Source organism: Hymenobacter sp. 5317J-9, assembly GCF_022921075.1.
Taxonomy (GTDB): domain Bacteria; phylum Bacteroidota; class Bacteroidia; order Cytophagales; family Hymenobacteraceae; genus Hymenobacter.
The window spans coordinates 1,782,502-1,799,096 of sequence record NZ_CP095050.1 but is presented as its reverse complement, the minus strand read 5'-3'; the positions used below and the strand labels follow the sequence as shown (position 1 = coordinate 1,799,096).

At 59.6% G+C, this 16,595-nt stretch carries 15 protein-coding genes, 1 tRNA gene and 1 pseudogene; 4 read left to right on the top strand and 13 right to left on the bottom strand.

What is annotated here, in order from left to right; genetic code table 11:
* Positions 1–41 precede the first annotated feature (41 nt).
* Both apaG and MUN81_RS07445 read left to right on the top strand, forming a co-directional pair.
* Entirely contained in the window at positions 42–428 is a 387-nt protein-coding gene (gene apaG, locus MUN81_RS07450) for a Co2+/Mg2+ efflux protein ApaG (RefSeq protein ID WP_190927375.1), read from the top strand.
* A gap of 66 nt (positions 429–494) precedes the next feature.
* Positions 495–1,274 (top strand): class I SAM-dependent methyltransferase, encoded by a 780-nt coding sequence (locus MUN81_RS07445; RefSeq protein ID WP_245116427.1) that lies wholly within the window; start codon positions 495–497, stop codon positions 1,272–1,274.
* Positions 1,275–1,281: 7 nt separating this feature from the next.
* On the opposite strand, the gene MUN81_RS07440 is transcribed toward MUN81_RS07445, so the two are convergent.
* The 3 genes from MUN81_RS07440 to MUN81_RS07430 are packed head-to-tail and all read right to left on the bottom strand — an operon-like array spanning position 1,282 to position 3,302.
* Entirely contained in the window at positions 1,282–1,809 is a 528-nt protein-coding gene (locus MUN81_RS07440; protein WP_245116425.1) for an STM3941 family protein, read from the bottom strand.
* A gap of 16 nt (positions 1,810–1,825) precedes the next feature.
* A complete protein-coding gene (gene kdsA / locus MUN81_RS07435) occupies positions 1,826–2,686 on the bottom strand; it encodes a 3-deoxy-8-phosphooctulonate synthase (RefSeq protein ID WP_245116423.1) in 861 nt (286 codons plus the stop codon).
* Positions 2,687–2,693: 7 nt separating this feature from the next.
* Positions 2,694–3,302 carry a methyltransferase domain-containing protein gene (locus tag MUN81_RS07430; protein WP_245116421.1) on the bottom strand — a complete coding sequence of 203 codons (609 nt, stop codon included), beginning with the start codon at positions 3,300–3,302 and terminating at the stop codon, positions 2,694–2,696.
* 125 nt (positions 3,303–3,427) lie between these two features.
* Between MUN81_RS07430 and MUN81_RS07425 the strand changes: the two genes are divergently transcribed.
* The gene (locus MUN81_RS07425) at positions 3,428–4,378 is read left to right on the top strand and encodes a hypothetical protein (protein WP_245116420.1); all 951 of its coding nucleotides are present in this window, start codon (positions 3,428–3,430) and stop codon (positions 4,376–4,378) included.
* A 64-nt stretch (positions 4,379–4,442) separates the two neighbouring features.
* Here the strand turns inward: MUN81_RS07425 and MUN81_RS07420 are convergent, their stop codons facing one another.
* The 5 genes from MUN81_RS07420 to MUN81_RS07400 all read right to left on the bottom strand — a co-directional run bounded on the left by MUN81_RS07420 (position 4,443) and on the right by MUN81_RS07400 (position 11,989).
* Complete coding sequence (locus MUN81_RS07420) at positions 4,443–6,140, bottom strand: T9SS type A sorting domain-containing protein (RefSeq protein ID WP_245116418.1); 1,698 nt, start codon at positions 6,138–6,140, stop codon at positions 4,443–4,445.
* A gap of 28 nt (positions 6,141–6,168) precedes the next feature.
* Positions 6,169–8,799, bottom strand: coding sequence for a cyanophycin synthetase (cphA, locus tag MUN81_RS07415; RefSeq protein WP_245116416.1), 2,631 nt, complete (start codon positions 8,797–8,799; stop codon positions 6,169–6,171).
* Between the two features lie 164 nt (positions 8,800–8,963).
* Positions 8,964–9,037: transfer RNA gene (locus tag MUN81_RS07410), tRNA-Cys, on the bottom strand.
* A gap of 115 nt (positions 9,038–9,152) precedes the next feature.
* On the bottom strand, positions 9,153–11,258 hold the full coding sequence (gene rpsA, locus MUN81_RS07405) for a 30S ribosomal protein S1 (protein ID WP_245116414.1): 2,106 nt from the start codon (positions 11,256–11,258) through the stop codon (positions 9,153–9,155).
* A gap of 167 nt (positions 11,259–11,425) precedes the next feature.
* Complete coding sequence (locus MUN81_RS07400) at positions 11,426–11,989, bottom strand: hypothetical protein (RefSeq protein ID WP_245116412.1); 564 nt, start codon at positions 11,987–11,989, stop codon at positions 11,426–11,428.
* A gap of 144 nt (positions 11,990–12,133) precedes the next feature.
* On the opposite strand from MUN81_RS07400, the gene MUN81_RS07395 reads away from it, so the two are divergent.
* On the top strand, positions 12,134–12,970 hold the full coding sequence (locus tag MUN81_RS07395; protein ID WP_245116410.1) for an alpha/beta hydrolase: 837 nt from the start codon (positions 12,134–12,136) through the stop codon (positions 12,968–12,970).
* Positions 12,971–13,041: 71 nt separating this feature from the next.
* On the opposite strand, the gene MUN81_RS07390 is transcribed toward MUN81_RS07395, so the two are convergent.
* From MUN81_RS07390 to smpB, 5 genes and pseudogenes are all read right to left on the bottom strand, one after another.
* Entirely contained in the window at positions 13,042–13,686 is a 645-nt protein-coding gene (locus tag MUN81_RS07390) for a fatty acid desaturase (RefSeq protein WP_348533174.1), read from the bottom strand.
* A 95-nt stretch (positions 13,687–13,781) separates the two neighbouring features.
* A pseudogene (locus tag MUN81_RS22800) lies at positions 13,782–13,859 on the bottom strand (hypothetical protein); the annotation flags it as partial.
* 310 nt (positions 13,860–14,169) lie between these two features.
* Positions 14,170–14,664 carry an HNH endonuclease gene (locus tag MUN81_RS07385; RefSeq protein WP_190927401.1) on the bottom strand — a complete coding sequence of 165 codons (495 nt, stop codon included), beginning with the start codon at positions 14,662–14,664 and terminating at the stop codon, positions 14,170–14,172.
* A gap of 233 nt (positions 14,665–14,897) precedes the next feature.
* The gene (locus MUN81_RS07380) at positions 14,898–15,689 is read right to left on the bottom strand and encodes a C40 family peptidase (protein WP_245116408.1); all 792 of its coding nucleotides are present in this window, start codon (positions 15,687–15,689) and stop codon (positions 14,898–14,900) included.
* Between the two features lie 90 nt (positions 15,690–15,779).
* Positions 15,780–16,238 carry an SsrA-binding protein SmpB gene (gene smpB / locus MUN81_RS07375; RefSeq protein WP_245116407.1) on the bottom strand — a complete coding sequence of 153 codons (459 nt, stop codon included), beginning with the start codon at positions 16,236–16,238 and terminating at the stop codon, positions 15,780–15,782.
* Positions 16,239–16,595: the final 357 nt, after the last annotated feature.

Genomic DNA, 16,595 nt, shown 5'->3' with positions numbered 1-16,595 from the left:
GGCTGCTGTTAAGCCCGCAGCTACCTAATAGCCCGACACCTATGCCCACCACCACTACGCAAGGCGTCACCGTTTCGGTTACGACCAACTACTTGCCCGACTATTCCAGCCCCGGCCAGGAACACTTCGTGTTTGCCTATAAAATTGAAATCCGCAACAACAGCGAGTTCACCGTGAAGCTGTTGCGGCGCCACTGGCACATTCACGACGCCAACGGCGTGGTGCGCGAGGTGGAGGGCGAAGGCGTGGTGGGCCGCCAGCCCGTGCTGGAGCCCGGCGAGGCCCATCAGTACGTGAGCGGCTGCAACCTGAAATCGGGCGTGGGCAAGATGCGCGGCACCTACCTCATGGAGCGGCTGGCCAACGGCCAGGAATTCAACGTGGAGATTCCGGAGTTTACGCTCATGGTGCCGTACCGCCTCAACTAAGTTTTCGTGTTGCCGATGAGCGGGCGGACAGTGCGACCTTTGCGGTTCGCATTGTCCGCCCGCTTCTTGTTTCAGCTTCTCGCTTACCTCCGCTTCTGGCTTCGTTCGGGCAATGCCCACGGGCTGCATTCGCCTTTCGTGTTTGGCCTCTATACCTCGGTGGTGCGCCACACGGGCGTTTATACGGCGTATGATGCCATAGAAGCCCGGCGCCGGCAGCTGCTTGGCAGCCCGGCCAGCATCAGCGTCACCGATTTTGGGGCGGGCTCGCACACCGGCGCGGGCCGGCAGCGCCGCGTGGCCGACATCGCCCGCACGGCGGCCAAGCCCCGGCCCCTAGCGCAGCTGCTGTTTCGGCTGGTCAATTACTTCCGGCCGGCTACCATTCTGGAGCTGGGCACTTCCCTGGGCCTCACCACGGCCTACTTGGCCTCGGCCGACTCGCGCAGCCGCGTCGTCACCTTCGAGGGCTGTGCCAACGTGGCCGCCGTGGCCCGCGAAACCTTCGAGGAATTGCAGCTGCGCAACATCGACATCATCGAGGGCAATATCGACAATACCCTCGCCCCCGCCCTGGCGGCGCTCAAACGCCCCATCGACTTCGCCTTTTTCGACGGCAACCACCGCTACGAGCCCACGCTGCGCTACTTTGAGCAGTGCCTGGCCCATCGCACCGAGCACTCAGTCTTCGTCTTCGACGACATTCACTGGTCGGAAGAAATGGAGCGGGCCTGGGAAGCCATCAAAGCGCACCCGGAGGTGATGCTGACGGTGGACTTGTTCTACATCGGGCTGGTGTTCTTCCGAAAGAACCAGCCCAAGCAGCATTTCTGGCTGCGCACCTGATTGCCGGTCATAGGTTGGCAATGGCCTTTCTGACCAGCGCCTCTCGTTGGGGCGCCTCGGCACTGCGCATGGCCAGAATGAACTCGGCGAATCGAAAGGCGTCGATGCTGACGAAGCCCAGGGAAATATTCAGTTCCTGAAAACCCATTCCCTTGTTTAGGCTGGCCATGCCCTGTTTGAATTTGCCTTGGCGGCGCGACGGCTCAAACGCCTCGTCAACCACGAGGCAAATGAAGGCCTGCTTGTTCACTTCGGCCAGGTACACGTCTTGAATGAGGGCCCAGTTGATGAATTCGTGGTGCATCATCCGGTCAAACACCCCGACGTCGTTGACAATTATCTGTGGCCGCCGGTCGAGTAGTTGAAACAGACTGACGAGCAGCCCAATTCCGAAAAAACCAATACTCGCCCACGCCACCCACCGCGGCGCGTCGGGCCGGCCCAGCATCAGGCAGCCGATGGCCACGAAGGCCGCGCAGCCCACCAGCAGCTTCAGGGCTTTCCCAGGCGACTTATACAGCCGAAACTCCTGCATCGCAGCGTTTTCCAGATTACGCCTGCAATCCTTGCGTGTCGATGCCGGGCACCGGCCGCAGGGCGTCGCGCACCCGCGTGAGCTTCACCAGAAGGGCTTCGAGCTGGTCGAGCGGCAGCATGTTGGCGCCGTCGGAGAGGGCCGTGGCGGGCGTGGGGTGGGTTTCGATGAATAGGCCGTCGGCGCCCACGGCGATGGCGGCTTTGGCAATGGTTTCGATGAGGGCGGGCTGGCCGCCGGTCACGCCGCTGCTCTGGTTGGGGCGCTGCAGCGAGTGCGTCACGTCCATTACCACGGGCACCTCGAACTCGCGCATGGCCGGCAAGTTGCGGAAGTCCACCACCAAGTCGGAATAGCCGAAGGAATTGCCGCGCTCGGTGAGGATGACGTGCGGGTTGCCCGACTGGCGGATTTTATCCACGGCCCATTTCATGGCCTCGCCGCTCAGGAACTGGCCTTTTTTCACGTTCACCACCTTGCCGGTTTGGGCGGCGGCGATGAGCAAATCGGTCTGCCGGCACAGGAAGGCCGGGATTTGCAGCACGTCGACGTACTCGGCCGCCAGCGCCGCTTCGCTCGATTCGTGAATGTCAGTAACCGTCGGCACGCCGATTTCGCGCCCTACTTTTTGCAGGATGCGCAGGGCCGTTTCGTCGCCGATGCCGGTGAAGGAATCGAGGCGCGAGCGGTTGGCCTTGCGGTACGAGCCTTTGAAAATGAAGGGAATCTGCAGCTTGTCGGTGATGTGCTTGATGCGCTCGGCGATGCGCAGGGCCATGTCTTCGCCTTCGATGACGCAGGGCCCGGCCATGAGGAAAAACTGGCCGGAATTGGTGTGGCGGAAATGCGGGAGCGTGTTGGCGAGGGCTTGGAGCATGGGGAGGTTATTTCTTCTTCAAACAGATAAACAGCTCGCGCCCCTGCCGGGGTTTGAGCGAATTGGTGGCCGTTTCGAAATGCCGGAAATCAAAGTACGGCGCAAAATACTGGCGGTATTCTTCCTTGCTGCCGCCAAAGGGCGGCTCCTGCACCGGGCCGAAATCGGTGTCGAAAAGAAGGCCCATGAGCGTGCCGCCGGGCCGCAGCAAGTGGGCCACTTGCCGGGCATAGGCCGGGCGCAGGGCCGGGTTGAGGGCACAGAAAAACGTCTGCTCCACAATTAAATCGAAAGGCGGGTCGTTGGGCAGCGTGAAGAAATCGGCCAGCAAGAGGTGGCCGGCCGGAAAATCGGGCACGCGGGCGGCCAGGGCGCGCAGGGCTTCGGGGGCAATGTCGGCCACGAAAACCTGACGAAAACCGCGCTGGTGCAGGTACTCGGCCTCATAGGCACGGCCGGCGCCGGGGATGAGAATGCGCGGCTGCCGGGCCACGTCGAGCTGGTCGAAATAGGCCCGCAACGGGGGCGTGATGGCGTGGGCGTCCCAGCCGTCGCGGCCCGAATCGTAACGGCCTTGCCAGTAGGCGGCGTCGAACGCCGGAAAAACCGTTTCCATACCGTTGAAGTATACTTGTAACTTGCCAGGGCACGGAAGTCCCCTATTTTTACGCCCAAAGGTACGTGCCGCATTGCGGCGGGCGCTTTGCTTTTCTTACGCTTTTTCCGCTTAACAATTCCCGCATGGACCCGAACGAAACCCCCGAACCCCGCTCCAACAACAGCCGCGTCCTGCTCTGGGCAGCCCTCGTGCTCGTGCTCCTGGGCATCAACGGCGTCCTGTTCTATCTCAACCAGCAGAAAGGCCAGAAAAACGAGCAACTGACCACCGAAGTACAGGCCAAAGACAGCAAGCTGCAGGAGCAAATCAAGCAATACGAGGCATTGAAGGCAGATTTTGAGCGCCAAAGCCAGGAGCTGCAGTCCCTGGGCCTGAGCAACGACTCGCTGGTGGCCAAGATTGCCAGCGTCAACGCCGACCTGCTGAAGCTGCGCTCCTTCCGGGCCGGCAGCTTCTCCATTGCCCAGCAAAACCTGTTCAAACAGCGCGCCCAGAACCTGGAGAGCCAGCTCCGCAAGCGCGACCAGGACATTGCCGACCTGAAGAAGGACAACGAGACCCTCTACACCGAAACCACCACGCTTAAAGAGAAGCAAAACCGCCTGACGGACACTATCAGCACCGTGGTGCGCAGCAACCGCGAGCTGAGCGAAAAAGTAGGCATTGCGTCGCGCCTGCAGTCCGAAAACATCAAAGTCGCCATCATCACTTCCAAGAACAAGGAGAAAGAGGACGACAAAGAGGAATTCAAGGCTAAAAAGGTGGAGAAGGTGAAAGTGACCTTCAACCTGGCCCGCAACGACGTGTCGCCAAAGGAAACCAAGTCCATCTACATGCGCATTCTGGAGCCCGACGGCGCCGCGCTTTACAACCTGAGCACCGGCGGCGGCACCTTCACTGTCGACGGCCAGGAGGCTTTCTATACCCAAAAGCAGGACGTGGTGTACGACAATACCAAGCAAAAGCTGGAGTTTGTGTACGCCAAGGGTTCCGAATACAAGAAAGGCCAGCACACGGTTGAGCTGTACGAAAGCGGCCAGCTGATGGGCAAGACCACCTTCACGCTCAAGTAGCATTCGCTGCCGCTCGGGCACAAAAAAGCCGCTTCAGGTGCTGAAGCGGCTTTTTTGTGCCCGATTATTCTATGACCAAGCGCCGGGCGGGGCCGGCGCCGCGCAGCAGGTAGAGCCCGGCGGAAAGGCCGCGCAGGTCGAGCGTGGCCTCAACGCCGGTCGGGGCGGGGAAACTACGCACCGTGCGACCCACCCCGTCGGTGAGCGTGAGGGGCGCCGGGGCTGTGCCGGCGGGCAGGCGCAACGTAGCCGTGCGCCGGGCGGGGTTGGGGAAGAGGCTGGCCGGTTCGCGGGGAATGGCGGCCATGGTGGCCGTCAGGGTGGGGTCGGTGAGGGAGGCTAAAAATCCGGCGTAATAATTAGTAACCGGGTTGGTCAGGGTGATGGAGCCGAAGCTGATGGTGTTGCTGACAAAATCGCCGGCAACGTACACGTTTGGTCCGGACAAGGTCACGGCGTTAGCTCTATCAACACTTGCTCCACCCGCACGTTGGCCCCAAACGAAGCTGCCGGTGCTGCCGGCATCGACGAGCTTCGCCACGAAAGCATCGGTGCTGGTCGAAACCAACGTAGAGTTGCCAAAAGTGGCACCGGGAAAGTTGCTGTCAAAGGTGCCCGCCACGTAAACATTAGCCCCGCTCACGGCTAGGGCAAAGCCTTCTGCCCAGGAATTGCTTCCACAAGACTGAGCCCATGCAAAAGCACCGCTGCTGCCTGCATCGATGAGCTTCGTTACAAACACGTTAGGCCCCCCTCGGGCAGTCAAAGACGTGCTTCCGAAGCGGGACTGCAGGCCGCTGAATGACCCAGCTACGTAAACAGATGTCCCGTTCACAACCATGGCATATGCGTAATCATTACTTGCGTCCCCTGCCCGTTGGGCCCAAAGGAAATTACCGACATTGCCTGCGTCGGTGAGTTTGGCCACGAAGACGTCGTTTGCTCCGGCATTCACTAATGTTGTACTGCCAAACCCAACTGAGATGCTGCTGAAAGACCCGGCAACGTAAACATTGGTCCCGCTCACCCATACTGAACTGGCGGCGTCACCGTTCGCGCCCCCCATTTGCTTTGCCCAAGCAAAGCTAGCCGAAGCACCCGCATCCACTAATTTGGCCACGTACGCGTCGTTTTGTCCGGCACTATTTAGCGTGAAAGAACCAAAGCTGGCCGTGAAGTTGGAATTATCGGCGAAACTGCCAGCAATGTACACCCCCATTCCTGCCACAGATAAGCTATTAGCGTAGTCTCTGCCCGTGCCGCCGGCGCGCTGCACCCACACAAAACTGGCCGTGCTACCTGCATCAACCAGCTTCGCAACGAAGACATCATCGTATCCAGCGCTTATTAGGTTTATGCCGTCAAAACTGGTTGTCGTACCAAAATCGCCCGCCACATATACATTCGTTCCGCTCACCGCCAGCGCGGAAGGGAATGTCGTCCCTCCTGCTTCACCGGCTGTTTTAATCCAGACGAACTGATTGGTAGCAGGGTTGAACTTGGCAACGAACGCATCGATTATGCCTACGCTGGTTATTGTTGTAGAGCCGATAGTGACGGTGCCTGCGAACTGACCCGCCATGTACACATTGCCGAATGCATCCGCAGCGGTGGCCGACACCGTTGGGTCATATGTAGCGGAAGCTCTATTAGGAAAGGCAACTACTATACGGGCAGCGCTCCAATTAGGCGCTTGGGCAAAGGCAGAGTAGGCCAGCAATTGCAGCAAACTCGCCAGAATTACGTGTGCTATATTTTTCATAGTTGAAAAATATAGCACACGTATTCAATTATGCAAATTTTGCCTCAAATTCATCCAATTTGGCCAGCACGGCCGAGATGTTCTCGGTAAACAGCGTGATGACGGCTCCTTTGGGCGCGGTGCTCAGCACGTGCTCGATGGCTTCGGGCTCGTGTTCGATGTAGGTGATGGGCAGGTCGGGCTTGTCCATGCGCAGGCCACGCTCCATGATGGCCTTGATTTGCTCGGCGGTCTGGCCGCGCAGGTCGCGGTCCTGCCGGAGCACCACTTCGTCGAAGATGCGGCCGGCAATGCGCGCAAAGCCGATGGTATCTTCGTCGCGGCGGTCGCCGAGGCCTGACACTACGCCGATTTTGCGCGTGGCCGGCGTGGCTTCCATGAACTCGGCAAATTTGCTGATGCCGGCCGTGTTGTGGGCGTAGTCCACAATAACTTCGTAGTCCGGAAATTTGTAAATGTTCATCCGGCCCGGCGTCTTGGTGGCCGAAGGGATGAAGGTGCGCAGCGCGGTTTTGATTTCGTCCTTATCGAACCCGGCCAGGTAGCCGGCCAGCGCGGCGGCCAGGCTGTTCTCGATGTTGAAGCCCGCACGCCCGCCAAAGGTGATGGGGAACTCGGCGGCCCGGTCGATGCGCAGCTTGTAGCTGTTGCGGTAAATGGTGACGTAGCCTTCTTCGTACACAGCCGCCACGCCGCCTGCTTCCACATGCTCCTGAATGCGCGGATTATCGTCGCGCATGCTGAACAGGGCCACGCGGCAGTCCACGGTGCGGGCCATGGCGTACACCAGGTCGTCGTCGGCGTTGAGCACGGCCCAGCCGTTTTTGCGCACCGTGCGGGGCAGCACGCCCTTCACGGCCGCCATTTCCTCCACGGTGTAGATGTCACGCAGGCCCAGATGGTCGGCCGCCACGTTGGTCACCACCGCAATGTCGCAAGTATGAAAGCCCAGGCCCGAGCGCAGCATGCCGCCGCGCGCGGTTTCGAGCACGGCGTAGTTCACGGTGGGGTCTTTCAGCACGAACTCGGCGCTCTGGCCACCGGTGCAGTCGCCCTTTTGCAGCTGCACGCCCTGAATATAGATGCCGTCCGTCGTCGTGAAGCCCACTTTGTAGCCTTTGCTGGCCACCATGTGCGCGATGAGGCGCGTGGTGGTCGTTTTGCCGTTGGTGCCCGTGATGGCAATGATGGGAATGCGGGCCGTGCTGCCGGGTGGAAACAGCATGTCGACCACCGGGGCGGCCACGTTGCGGGGCAGGCCGTCGGCCGGCGCAATGTGCATGCGGAAGCCCGGCGCGGCGTTCACCTCAATCACGGCGCCGCGGCTCTCGTTGAGCGGCACCGCAATATCGGTGGCCATCAGGTCGATGCCGCAAATGTCGAGGCCCACGATGCCAGCCACACGCTCGGCCAGCAGCACGTTGTAGGGGTGCATCTGGTCGGTCACGTCTGATGCCGTGCCGCCGGTGCTGATGTTGGCTGTGCTCTTCAGGTACAGCGTCTCGCCGGCCGGCAGCACCGATTCCAACGTCAAATCCTTGCCGGCCAGAATGTCGAGCGTGTGCTTGTCGGCTTTGATGGAGGTAAGCACCTTTTCATGGCCGATGCCGCGGCGCGGGTCCTCGTTCACCTTATCAATGAGTTGCTGAATGGTGCTGGCGCCGTCGCCAGTCACGGCAGCGGGCGTGCGCTTGGCGGCCGCAATCAGCTTGCCGTTCACCACCAGCAGGCGGAAGTCGAAGCCCTCAATAAACTGCTCCACAATCACGGCCCGCGAGTATTCCTGCGCGGCCTTGAGGCCGGCGGCGGCATCCTCCCAGTTCATGATGCGGATGGTGGCGCCCTTGCCGTGGTTGCCGTCGAGCGGCTTGGTCACGATGGGAAAGCCCAACTCGTCGATGGCGTCGCGCAGGCCATTTTCCGAATACACGGTGGTGCCGCGCGGTACGGGCACGCCCGCGTCGTTGAGCATGGCCTTGGTGCGGTTCTTATTGCCGGCCACTTCCACCCCGGCGTGCGAGGTATAGCTGGTGGTGGTGGCCCAGATGCGCTTCTGGTTCACGCCGTAGCCCAGCTGAATGATGTTGCTGTTTTTGAGGGCGATGTAGGGAATGTTGCGCGAAGCGGCTTCGGCTACAATGCTATAGGTGCTGGGCCCGATAAACTCATCCTCCCGGATTTCGTGCAGCTCGTCGATGATGGGCTTCAGGTTAACCTCTTCCTGCTTGCAGAGGGCCTCCACGATGGCCACGGCCGATTCGGCGGCGCGGCGGCCGGCGCGCTCCTCCTGGTAGGCAAACACCACGTACTCCACGCCCTCATCGCGGGCGGGGTAGCTCTTGCCCCAGTATACGGGCATGCCGGCCATGCGCTGCAGTTCCAGCGCCACGTGCTGGATGACGTGGCCCAGCGGCTCACCGTCGTTCAATTGGTCTTCGTTCAGCGGCGGGTGCTTCGGCGTTGGCCGGCCGCTGATGCCCCCCGGCTGCGGCTGCCCGATTTTGGGAAACAGCTGCATAAACGTAGCCGGCAGCTCCGGAATGGCGTTCGACCACGTGCCCGCAAACTCCTCCAAATCCACCTTCATCACGATGAGTTTGGTGTGCTTCACGGACCAGTAGCTGGGCCCGCGCATGGTACGAATGTCAATAATTTTCATAAAGGTGGTGGGGTGGGAAAAGAACAGTTTTGCCACGAATACGGCCCAAAAGGCCGCTTGGCTGTGTAATGTAGGCACAAGGCGCCCTAAAATTCGAAGTTTGGGCAGCCCCAACGAAAAAGCCCCGGATGCCTGGGGGCAAACGGGGCTTTTTCACAAATGATTGGAGGTGACGAGCGGATTCGAACCGCTGTAGGAGGTTTTGCAGACCTCTACCTAGCCACTCGGTCACGTCACCGTTGTGGGCTTTTGGGAGCGCAAAGGTAGGCAGCCGGGTTGGCGTGGGCAAGGCCAACGCATAAAAAAAGCCCCGGCGTTGCGGCCGGGGCTTTTTCGTCACTCGAAATCAAGCACTAAGCGTTGGTCTCGTCTTCCTTCTTGTCGGCGTCGCCAGCAAGGAGGTCTTTGGCTTTGTCGGCCAGGTCGCCAGCCACTTCCGAAGCCTTAGCGAAGGCATCCGAGTGCGTCACGGCGTCCACAGCGTCCGAAGCGGCGTGCTTCACCGTGTCGAGGGCAGCCGAAGCAGCACCGGCGATGCCGGCCAGCAGGCCACCTTCTTCAGCGGCAGGAGCCTCAGCGGCGGGAGCTTCCTCAGCCTTGGCAGCTTTCGGAGCCTTGGCAGCGGCGGCGAGCTTCTGCTCACCAGCCTTGCGCTCGTTGCCCATCATCTGGTCGCGCAGGGCGCTCAGCGCGTCAAGGTCGCCGAGGGTCGACTTCTCTTCGGTCTTCTTCAGGTCGCTGATTTTGCCTTCACCCTGGGTGTCGCCAGCCTTGGTGTTGGTCTTCTTCTTGAACTTGGCGTTGCGGCTGTCGTCCTCAGCGGCGGCTTCCTTGTTGAACACAGCCGTGTGCGAGAGCACAATACGGCGGTCGTCCTTCGAGAACTCCGTTACGCGGAAGTCGAGCGACTCGCCGTTCTCAGCGTTCGAGCCATCCTCTTTCACCAAAGACTTGGGGTAAGCGAAGCCCTCGATGCCGTACGGCAGTTCGAGTACCGCGCCACGCTCCGACTTCTCGGTGATGGTAGCCTTGTGCACCGAGCCGGGGGTGAACACCGTCTGGAAAGTATCCCAGGGGTTTTCTTCCAGCTGCTTGTGGCCCAGGGCCAGGCGACGGGCGCCCAGGTCCAGCTCCAGTACCACTACGTCGAGCTTGTCGCCCACCTTCACCATTTCGGAGGGGTGCTTGATTTTCTTGGTCCAGCTCAGGTCCGACACGTGTACGAGGCCGTCCACACCCTCTTCCAGTTCAACGAACAGGCCGAAGTTGGTCAGGTTGCGCACGGTGCCGCTGTGCTTGGTGCCCACGGCGTAGGTCGAGGCGAAGTCGCCACGGGTCCACGGGTCTTCGGTCAGTTGCTTGATGCCGAGGCTCATCTTGCGGTCTTCGCGGTCGAGCGTCAGAATCTGCGCTTCTACCGTGTCGCCCTGCTTGATGAAGTCCTGCGGGTTGCGCAGGTGCTGGCTCCAGCTCATTTCCGACACGTGGATGAGGCCTTCTACGCCTGGTACCACTTCCATGAAAGCGCCGTAGTCGGCCACGTTCACGATGCGGCCCGATACTTTCGAACCCGGCTGCAGGTCGGCCGGCAGCGAATCCCACGGGTGGGGCGTCAGCTGCTTCAGACCGAGGCTGATGCGCTTCTTGGCTTCGTCGAAGTCCAGCACCACGATGTTCAGTTTCTGGTCCAGGGTCAGTACTTCGCTCGGGTGAGCGATGCGGCCCCACGAGATGTCCGTGATGTGCAGCAGACCGTCGACACCGCCGAGGTCGATGAACACGCCGAAGTTGGTCATGTTCTTGATGTTGCCTTCCAGAATCTGACCTTTCTCAAGGTTGTTCAGGATGGCCTCACGCTGCTTCTCGAGGTCTTTCTCGATGAGTACTTTGTGCGAAACCACGACGTTGTCGAAAGCGGAGTTGATTTTCACCACTTTCACTTCCATGCGACGGCCCACGTAGATGTCGAAGTCGCGGATGGGCTTCACATCGATTTGCGAGCCGGGCAGGAAGGCTTCCACGCCGTCGAGCTCCATGATGAGGCCGCCTTTGGTGCGGCGCTTCACCACGCCTTCGAGGATGGTATCCAGCTCGAGGGCATCGTAAATGGCCTTCCAGGCCTGCTTGATTTTTGCTTTCTTGCGGCTCAGGATGAGCTGGCCGTTGGCATCTTCCTGGTCTTCGATGAACACCTCTACCTCGTCACCGATTTTCAGGTCGGGCAGGTCGCGGAATTCAGTGATGGACACCAGGCCGTCCGATTTGAAGCCGATGTTCAGGATAACGTCGCGGTCGGTGATGCCTACCACGGTGCCCTTCACTACTTCTTCTTCCTGTACGGTCGTCAGCGTGTCGCCGTACATTTTCTCCATCTCAGCACGCTGGTCTGCCGAATAGTTACCGCCGAAGCCGGTGGCTCCAACATTGTCCCAATCGAAATCGTCAACTAATTCTGCCATAATAGCTTGTGGGCTTCTGTTGCTACACGCGGCGGCCGAAGCCCGGGCCTCCGCGCAATTGGTTTGATGCACTCGCCGATGATTTGGCAAGGCCCGCCACCCTGGCGGGGCCGCAAAGGTACGGGTTTTCAGACAGTTTTGCTAGTTTGGTAGGTTAAGTAGTTTTGTTAATGAACAAGCGGTTTCAAGGGCTTGCTATGTTTAAAAAATTGCTTCCAAGAATATCGAATAGCGTCGGCTTGATTAAAACGGTATTTACCCCAATCTAAAATGGCCAAAGAGTAGAGGGCGGTATCATTTCCGTCCAACCAAGTAGGATACATCATTCGAGCTTTTGACATTTCCACTTCATAAATGCCTGTTCGATTGATTACATATTTGCCGGTCGTGGTGGGCCAAGTAGTCAAAATGAAACGCTCGGAACCAACAGGCAACGAGACAATTGTTGTATCCCTGCCATTAATTAAACCTATAGATACGACTGTTGCTATAGCGCCACCCGTTGCATAGAATATTCCTAGTGAAGCAGCATAATCCAGCGTGCGAGCGCCTGAATCAGAACCACCCCCACAAACAAAAACATTGTACGCCCCTGATTTTAAATCATCATCGCGTAACGGTTGACCATTCTTATCATTCAGCACAAAGCCAACGTGGTAAGTCCAACTGGCTTGGCAAAAGGCCGGTGCAGTGCTGCAAAGAAGCGCGGCGACAATGAGTAGTATCTTCATAGACTGCAAGTTAATCTGAGCAGCTAATGTTCGGGGAAGTTCACTATGGTCAATTGTCACAATCTTAACACTACGCCGCCAAACCCCGCACAACGCCACGCCCGTAAGGAAAGAGTATCAACGCACTCAAAACCTCTTTCACGCATGGCTTATATCAAAGCAGGCAACGACACGACCGGGCATCCGGTTAATATTTTCTACGAAGACTGGGGGCAGGGCGCCCCGGTGGTGCTCATCCACGGCTGGCCGCTCGACCACACCATGTGGGAGCACCAGGCCATTGCGCTGGCCAAAGCCGGCATGCGCGTCATTGCCTACGACCGGCGCGGGTTCGGCCGCTCCTCGCGCCCCTGGACGGGCTACGACTACGACACCCTCGCGGCCGACCTCAACGCCCTGCTCGAAGAACTGGACCTGAACCAGGTAACGCTGGTGGGATTTTCGATGGGCGGCGGCGAAATTGCCCGTTACATCGGCACTTACGGCGACGCCCGCATTGCCCGCGTGGCGTTTGTGGGGGCCGTGACGCCGTTCATGCTCAAAACCGATAACAACCCCGAGGGCGTGCCCCAAAAGGTGTTCGATGGTATGATGGACGGCATGAAGAAGGACCGGTTCGATTTCCTGCAAACGTTCGCCAAGAGCTTCTACGGCGTGGGCATGATTAGCCATCCGGTGAGCCAGGCCGTGCTGGACTGGAATTTCACGGTGGCCTCGCTGGCGGCACCGAATGCCACGCGCGACTGCGCCGTCGCTTTCTCCAGCACCGACTTCCGAGCCGACCTGGCCGAAATCAAAGTGCCGACGCTGGTGATTCACGGCGACGCCGACGCCACGGTGCCCTTCGAGGCCAGCGGCGAGCGCACGGCCAAGATGATTCCGCAGGCCGAGCTGAAGGTGTACAAGGGTGCGCCGCACGGCTTATTCTTCACCGATAAGGACCAGCTCACGACGGACTTGCTGTCGTTTGTGGGGCGGTAGTCACCACCTGCTGACAATAAAAAAGCCCCGGCGCTAACGCGCCGGGGCTTTTTGGTTTTCCAAACCACGAACTAAGCTGTGCGGCCCATCTGCCGGAGAAAGCCGACGTGGGAAGCAATGGCCGAGCGGGTGTGCTTGTAGTTGTTGTAGGTGATGTCGAATTCGGCGCACACCTGCTGCACAATCTTGCTGATGGCGGGGTAGTGCACGTGCGAAATCTTCGGGAAGAGGTGGTGCTCAATCTGAAAATTGAGGCCGCCTACCAGCCAGCTCACCAGCTTGTTGTCGGTGGCAAAGTTGGCGGTGGTGCGCACCTGGTGAATGGCCCACTCGTCTTCGAGCTTGCTCGTGATGGCGCAGGGCACGGGGAAGGCGGCATCCTCCACGGTGTGGGCCAGCTGGAACACCATGCTCAGCACGAAACCGGCCACGGCCGTACTCACCAGGAAACCGGTGAGCCAGGGCAGGAAACCCACCAGGTAAATGGGCAGCCCTACGTACAGCACCAGGTTCACCGCTTTGAAGCCCAGAAGCTCACGTGCTCGCCGGCATTCATGGGCTTGAGGCCGATGGCGCCGATTTGACGGGTGAAATACTTCTGGTAATCCATCACGAAAATCCAGGAGATGTAGAGCATGCAGTACAGCGCCCAGAAATAGAAGTGCTGGTAGCGGTGCAGGGCGTGCTTGGGCTGCTCGGCGGCCATGCGCATCCAGGGTTGGATGTTGATGTCGTCGTCGTGGCCCTCAATGTTGGTGTAGGTGTGGTGGATGAGGTTGTGCTTGGAATTCCACATGTAGGGACTCCCGCCGAGCACGCCCAGCGTGTAGGCCGCCAGCTTGTTCACCCAGGGAAAGCGCGAGAAACTGCCGTGGGCGCCGTCGTGCATCACGTTGAAACCGATGGCGGCAATGACGCAGCCCAGCAGCGCGCATTCGAGCAGGGCCCAGCCCCAGGCCGGCGTGAAAAACACCAAATGCACGTAGAGGCCAACCATCAGGCTTACCAGCAGCACCCCTTTGAAAAGCAGACTAAAGTCCCCGGTCATTCGCTGCCCCGATTCCTCGAAATAGTGATTTATGCGGGTTTTAAGCTCGGTATGAAACGAGCGGGTGGCGGCGAAGCGAGGGAGGGCCATAGGCAGGGTTAGGGGTGGGATACACTCAAAGGTACCCTTTCCTAACCCTATACGGCCAAACTTAATTCAGGTACGCGTGCCAAGTTTGGTCGATGGTGCCCGCCGAGAGCTTGAGAAAGCCGGCCAGCGTGGGCTTTTTGGGCTGCTGCCGGATGGTCAAACCGGCCTCGTTGGGCGTGTGGTGGCCTTTGGCGTGGTTGCAGCGGGCGCAGGCCGTGAGCAGGTTGGTCCACGACGATTCGCCGCCGCGGGAGCGCGGCACCACGTGGTCGAGCGTCAGGTTTTTGGTCGAGCCGCAGTACTGGCACTCAAAATGGTCGCGCTTGAAGATGTTGTGGCGGCTGAGGGCAATGCCTTTGTAGGGCACGCGCACGTAGCGCTGCAAGCGAATGATGCTGGGCTTGGGGAACGACTGCGAAATGGTGCGCAGGGTGCCGTGGTCCGACTTGGCCACCATCTCCGCCTTGTCGAGAAACAGGAGCACAAACGCTTTCTGTACGCTGCACAGGGTAATGGCGGTATAGTCGCCATTCAGCACTAACACTTTTTGGTCCATACACGCTTGGGGCTCGGATAACCCGCCGAAAGCTAGCGGTTTCCAAGCAGATAAACAAGCGTGAAAGGGTTAAGTTCAGTGCCGCATAAAGCTTACGGAGAACGTCATGCCGAGCGCAGCCGAGGCACCTCGCGCGGGGCAGGAAATCCTGTACATATGGATTACGGCTGCACGCGAGATGCCTCAGCTACGCTCGGCATGACGTTCCTTTCGGTCTTTTTTAGTCTCCTCCCCTACTCCGGCAGCAGGCGCTTGATGAGGCGCAGCTTGTGCGAATACTTCTGCCGGTCGCGGTTAAAGATGCCGTTGTGGTCGAGCGGGTCGATGCGGACTTCGCCGTGCGCGTGCAGAATCTGGCCTTCGTCGAGCACCATGCCCACGTGCACGATGCGGCCTTCGGCGTTGTCGAAAAAGGCGAGGTCGCCGGGGCGGGCCTGCGTCACGAAGTGCACCTGGCGACCGTGGTCAATCTGCTGGCGGGCGTCGCGCGGGAGCTGGATGCCCACCAGGCCGTAGAGCTGCTGGCACAGGCCGGAGCAGTCGAGGCCGAAGACGCTTTTGCCGCCCCACACGTAGGGCGCTTTCAGGTACATGAGGGCCGTTTTGCGCAACAGGGCGGCTTGGCGGGCTGGGTCGGGCGCGGCGGTGGGGTTGGTGGCCGTGCCGTTGAAGAAATAGTTGCGCTCGCCAATGCGCACGTTCATGCCGTCGAAAAACGGCAGCCGGCAGCCCAGCGTGAGCGGAATCTTGGTGGTGGCGTCGCTCACGGCCTGCACCACGTCGAGGGCGCGGGGGTGGTCCTGGGCGCACCAGGCGGCGTAGTACTCGGGCGACACGGGTGTGTGCTGCTTGAAATCCATCCAGCCCACATAATCGTCGGCTGCCAGCTGGATTTGCAGCCAGCTTCCCTGCGTGACCAAAATCTGGTAGCACTCGCCAAACAGCAGCTGGGTAACGAGTTCGGCCCGGTCGTTGGGCTCGGCGCGGACGGGGACGGCGCTCAAGGCGCAGATGCCGGGATTCAATGGGTGAATGGGTGAATGGGTGAATGGGTGAATGCAAAGAACGGCAGCAAAGCATTCACTCATTCGCTCATTCACCCATTCACCCATTGATTACATGCGTTCCATGTCGCGCTTTTGGGCTTTCTCTTTGAGGTCGTTGCGCTTATCAAATAGCTTTTTGCCCTGGGCGAGGGCAATTTCGATTTTGGCAAAGCCGCGGTCCGTCACGAACAGGCGCAGGGGAATGATGGTCAGGCCCTGGTCGGTTTTCTTGCCGGCCAGCTGCTTCAGCTCGCGCTTGTTGAGCAGCAGTTTGCGGGCGCGCATGGCGTCGTGGTTGTTGTAAGTACCTAAGGAATATGGCGCGATGCGAATGCTGTGAATCCAAAGGTCTCCTTTGTGGTCGAAGGTGCAGTAGCCGTCGGTCAGGTTCACGTTGCCTTCGCGGATGCTTTTTATCTCGGTGCCTTGCAGCATCACGCCCGCGTCGTACTTGGCCAAGAAGGTGTATTCGTGGCTGGCGCGGCGGTTCTTGATGTTGATGATGACAGGTTTATCGTCTTTGGCCATTTTACGGGGTTCGGTTCGGAAGGGAGCAGCAGCGGGGTACCCGGCTCAGTTGCCACCGGGTACGGGCGGCCGGGTGCGGCTTCTTGGGGCTTCTACGGCCCCGCCTTGATTAGCGGGGTGAAAGGCCGGCAAAGGTAGCCGGTAGCTACAGGCTTTGGGTGGTCGTGGCGGGCAGCGGGTGGCCCCACTGCCCACTGCATGAAAAAGTAACATCGGCTACAAAGCCAACCATTCGGTTAACCATCTAAAAACTTGATGCTTACCATTGCACAAAGTAAAAATACCTGCTATGAAATTCAGGTACTTCTACTTGGTTTTGGGCTTGGAAGATTCGATAAGTTTGCCCGTCATCTACCC

Excerpts from the sequence above, each read along its gene's own strand:
- cphA (WP_245116416.1), bottom strand. The coding sequence starts at position 8,799 with ATGAAAATTATTGACATTCGTACCATGCGCGGGCCCAGCTACTGGTCC.
- MUN81_RS07395 (WP_245116410.1), top strand. The coding sequence starts at position 12,134 with ATGGCTTATATCAAAGCAGGCAACGACACGACCGGGCATCCGGTTAAT.
- MUN81_RS07430 (WP_245116421.1), bottom strand. The coding sequence starts at position 3,302 with ATGGAAACGGTTTTTCCGGCGTTCGACGCCGCCTACTGGCAAGGCCGT.
- MUN81_RS07440 (WP_245116425.1), bottom strand. The coding sequence starts at position 1,809 with ATGCAGGAGTTTCGGCTGTATAAGTCGCCTGGGAAAGCCCTGAAGCTG.
- apaG (WP_190927375.1), top strand. The coding sequence starts at position 42 with ATGCCCACCACCACTACGCAAGGCGTCACCGTTTCGGTTACGACCAAC.
- rpsA (WP_245116414.1), bottom strand. The coding sequence starts at position 11,258 with ATGGCAGAATTAGTTGACGATTTCGATTGGGACAATGTTGGAGCCACC.
- smpB (WP_245116407.1), bottom strand. The coding sequence starts at position 16,238 with ATGGCCAAAGACGATAAACCTGTCATCATCAACATCAAGAACCGCCGC.
- MUN81_RS07385 (WP_190927401.1), bottom strand. The coding sequence starts at position 14,664 with ATGGACCAAAAAGTGTTAGTGCTGAATGGCGACTATACCGCCATTACC.
- MUN81_RS07400 (WP_245116412.1), bottom strand. The coding sequence starts at position 11,989 with ATGAAGATACTACTCATTGTCGCCGCGCTTCTTTGCAGCACTGCACCG.
- kdsA (WP_245116423.1), bottom strand. The coding sequence starts at position 2,686 with ATGCTCCAAGCCCTCGCCAACACGCTCCCGCATTTCCGCCACACCAAT.
- MUN81_RS07425 (WP_245116420.1), top strand. The coding sequence starts at position 3,428 with ATGGACCCGAACGAAACCCCCGAACCCCGCTCCAACAACAGCCGCGTC.
- MUN81_RS07420 (WP_245116418.1), bottom strand. The coding sequence starts at position 6,140 with ATGAAAAATATAGCACACGTAATTCTGGCGAGTTTGCTGCAATTGCTG.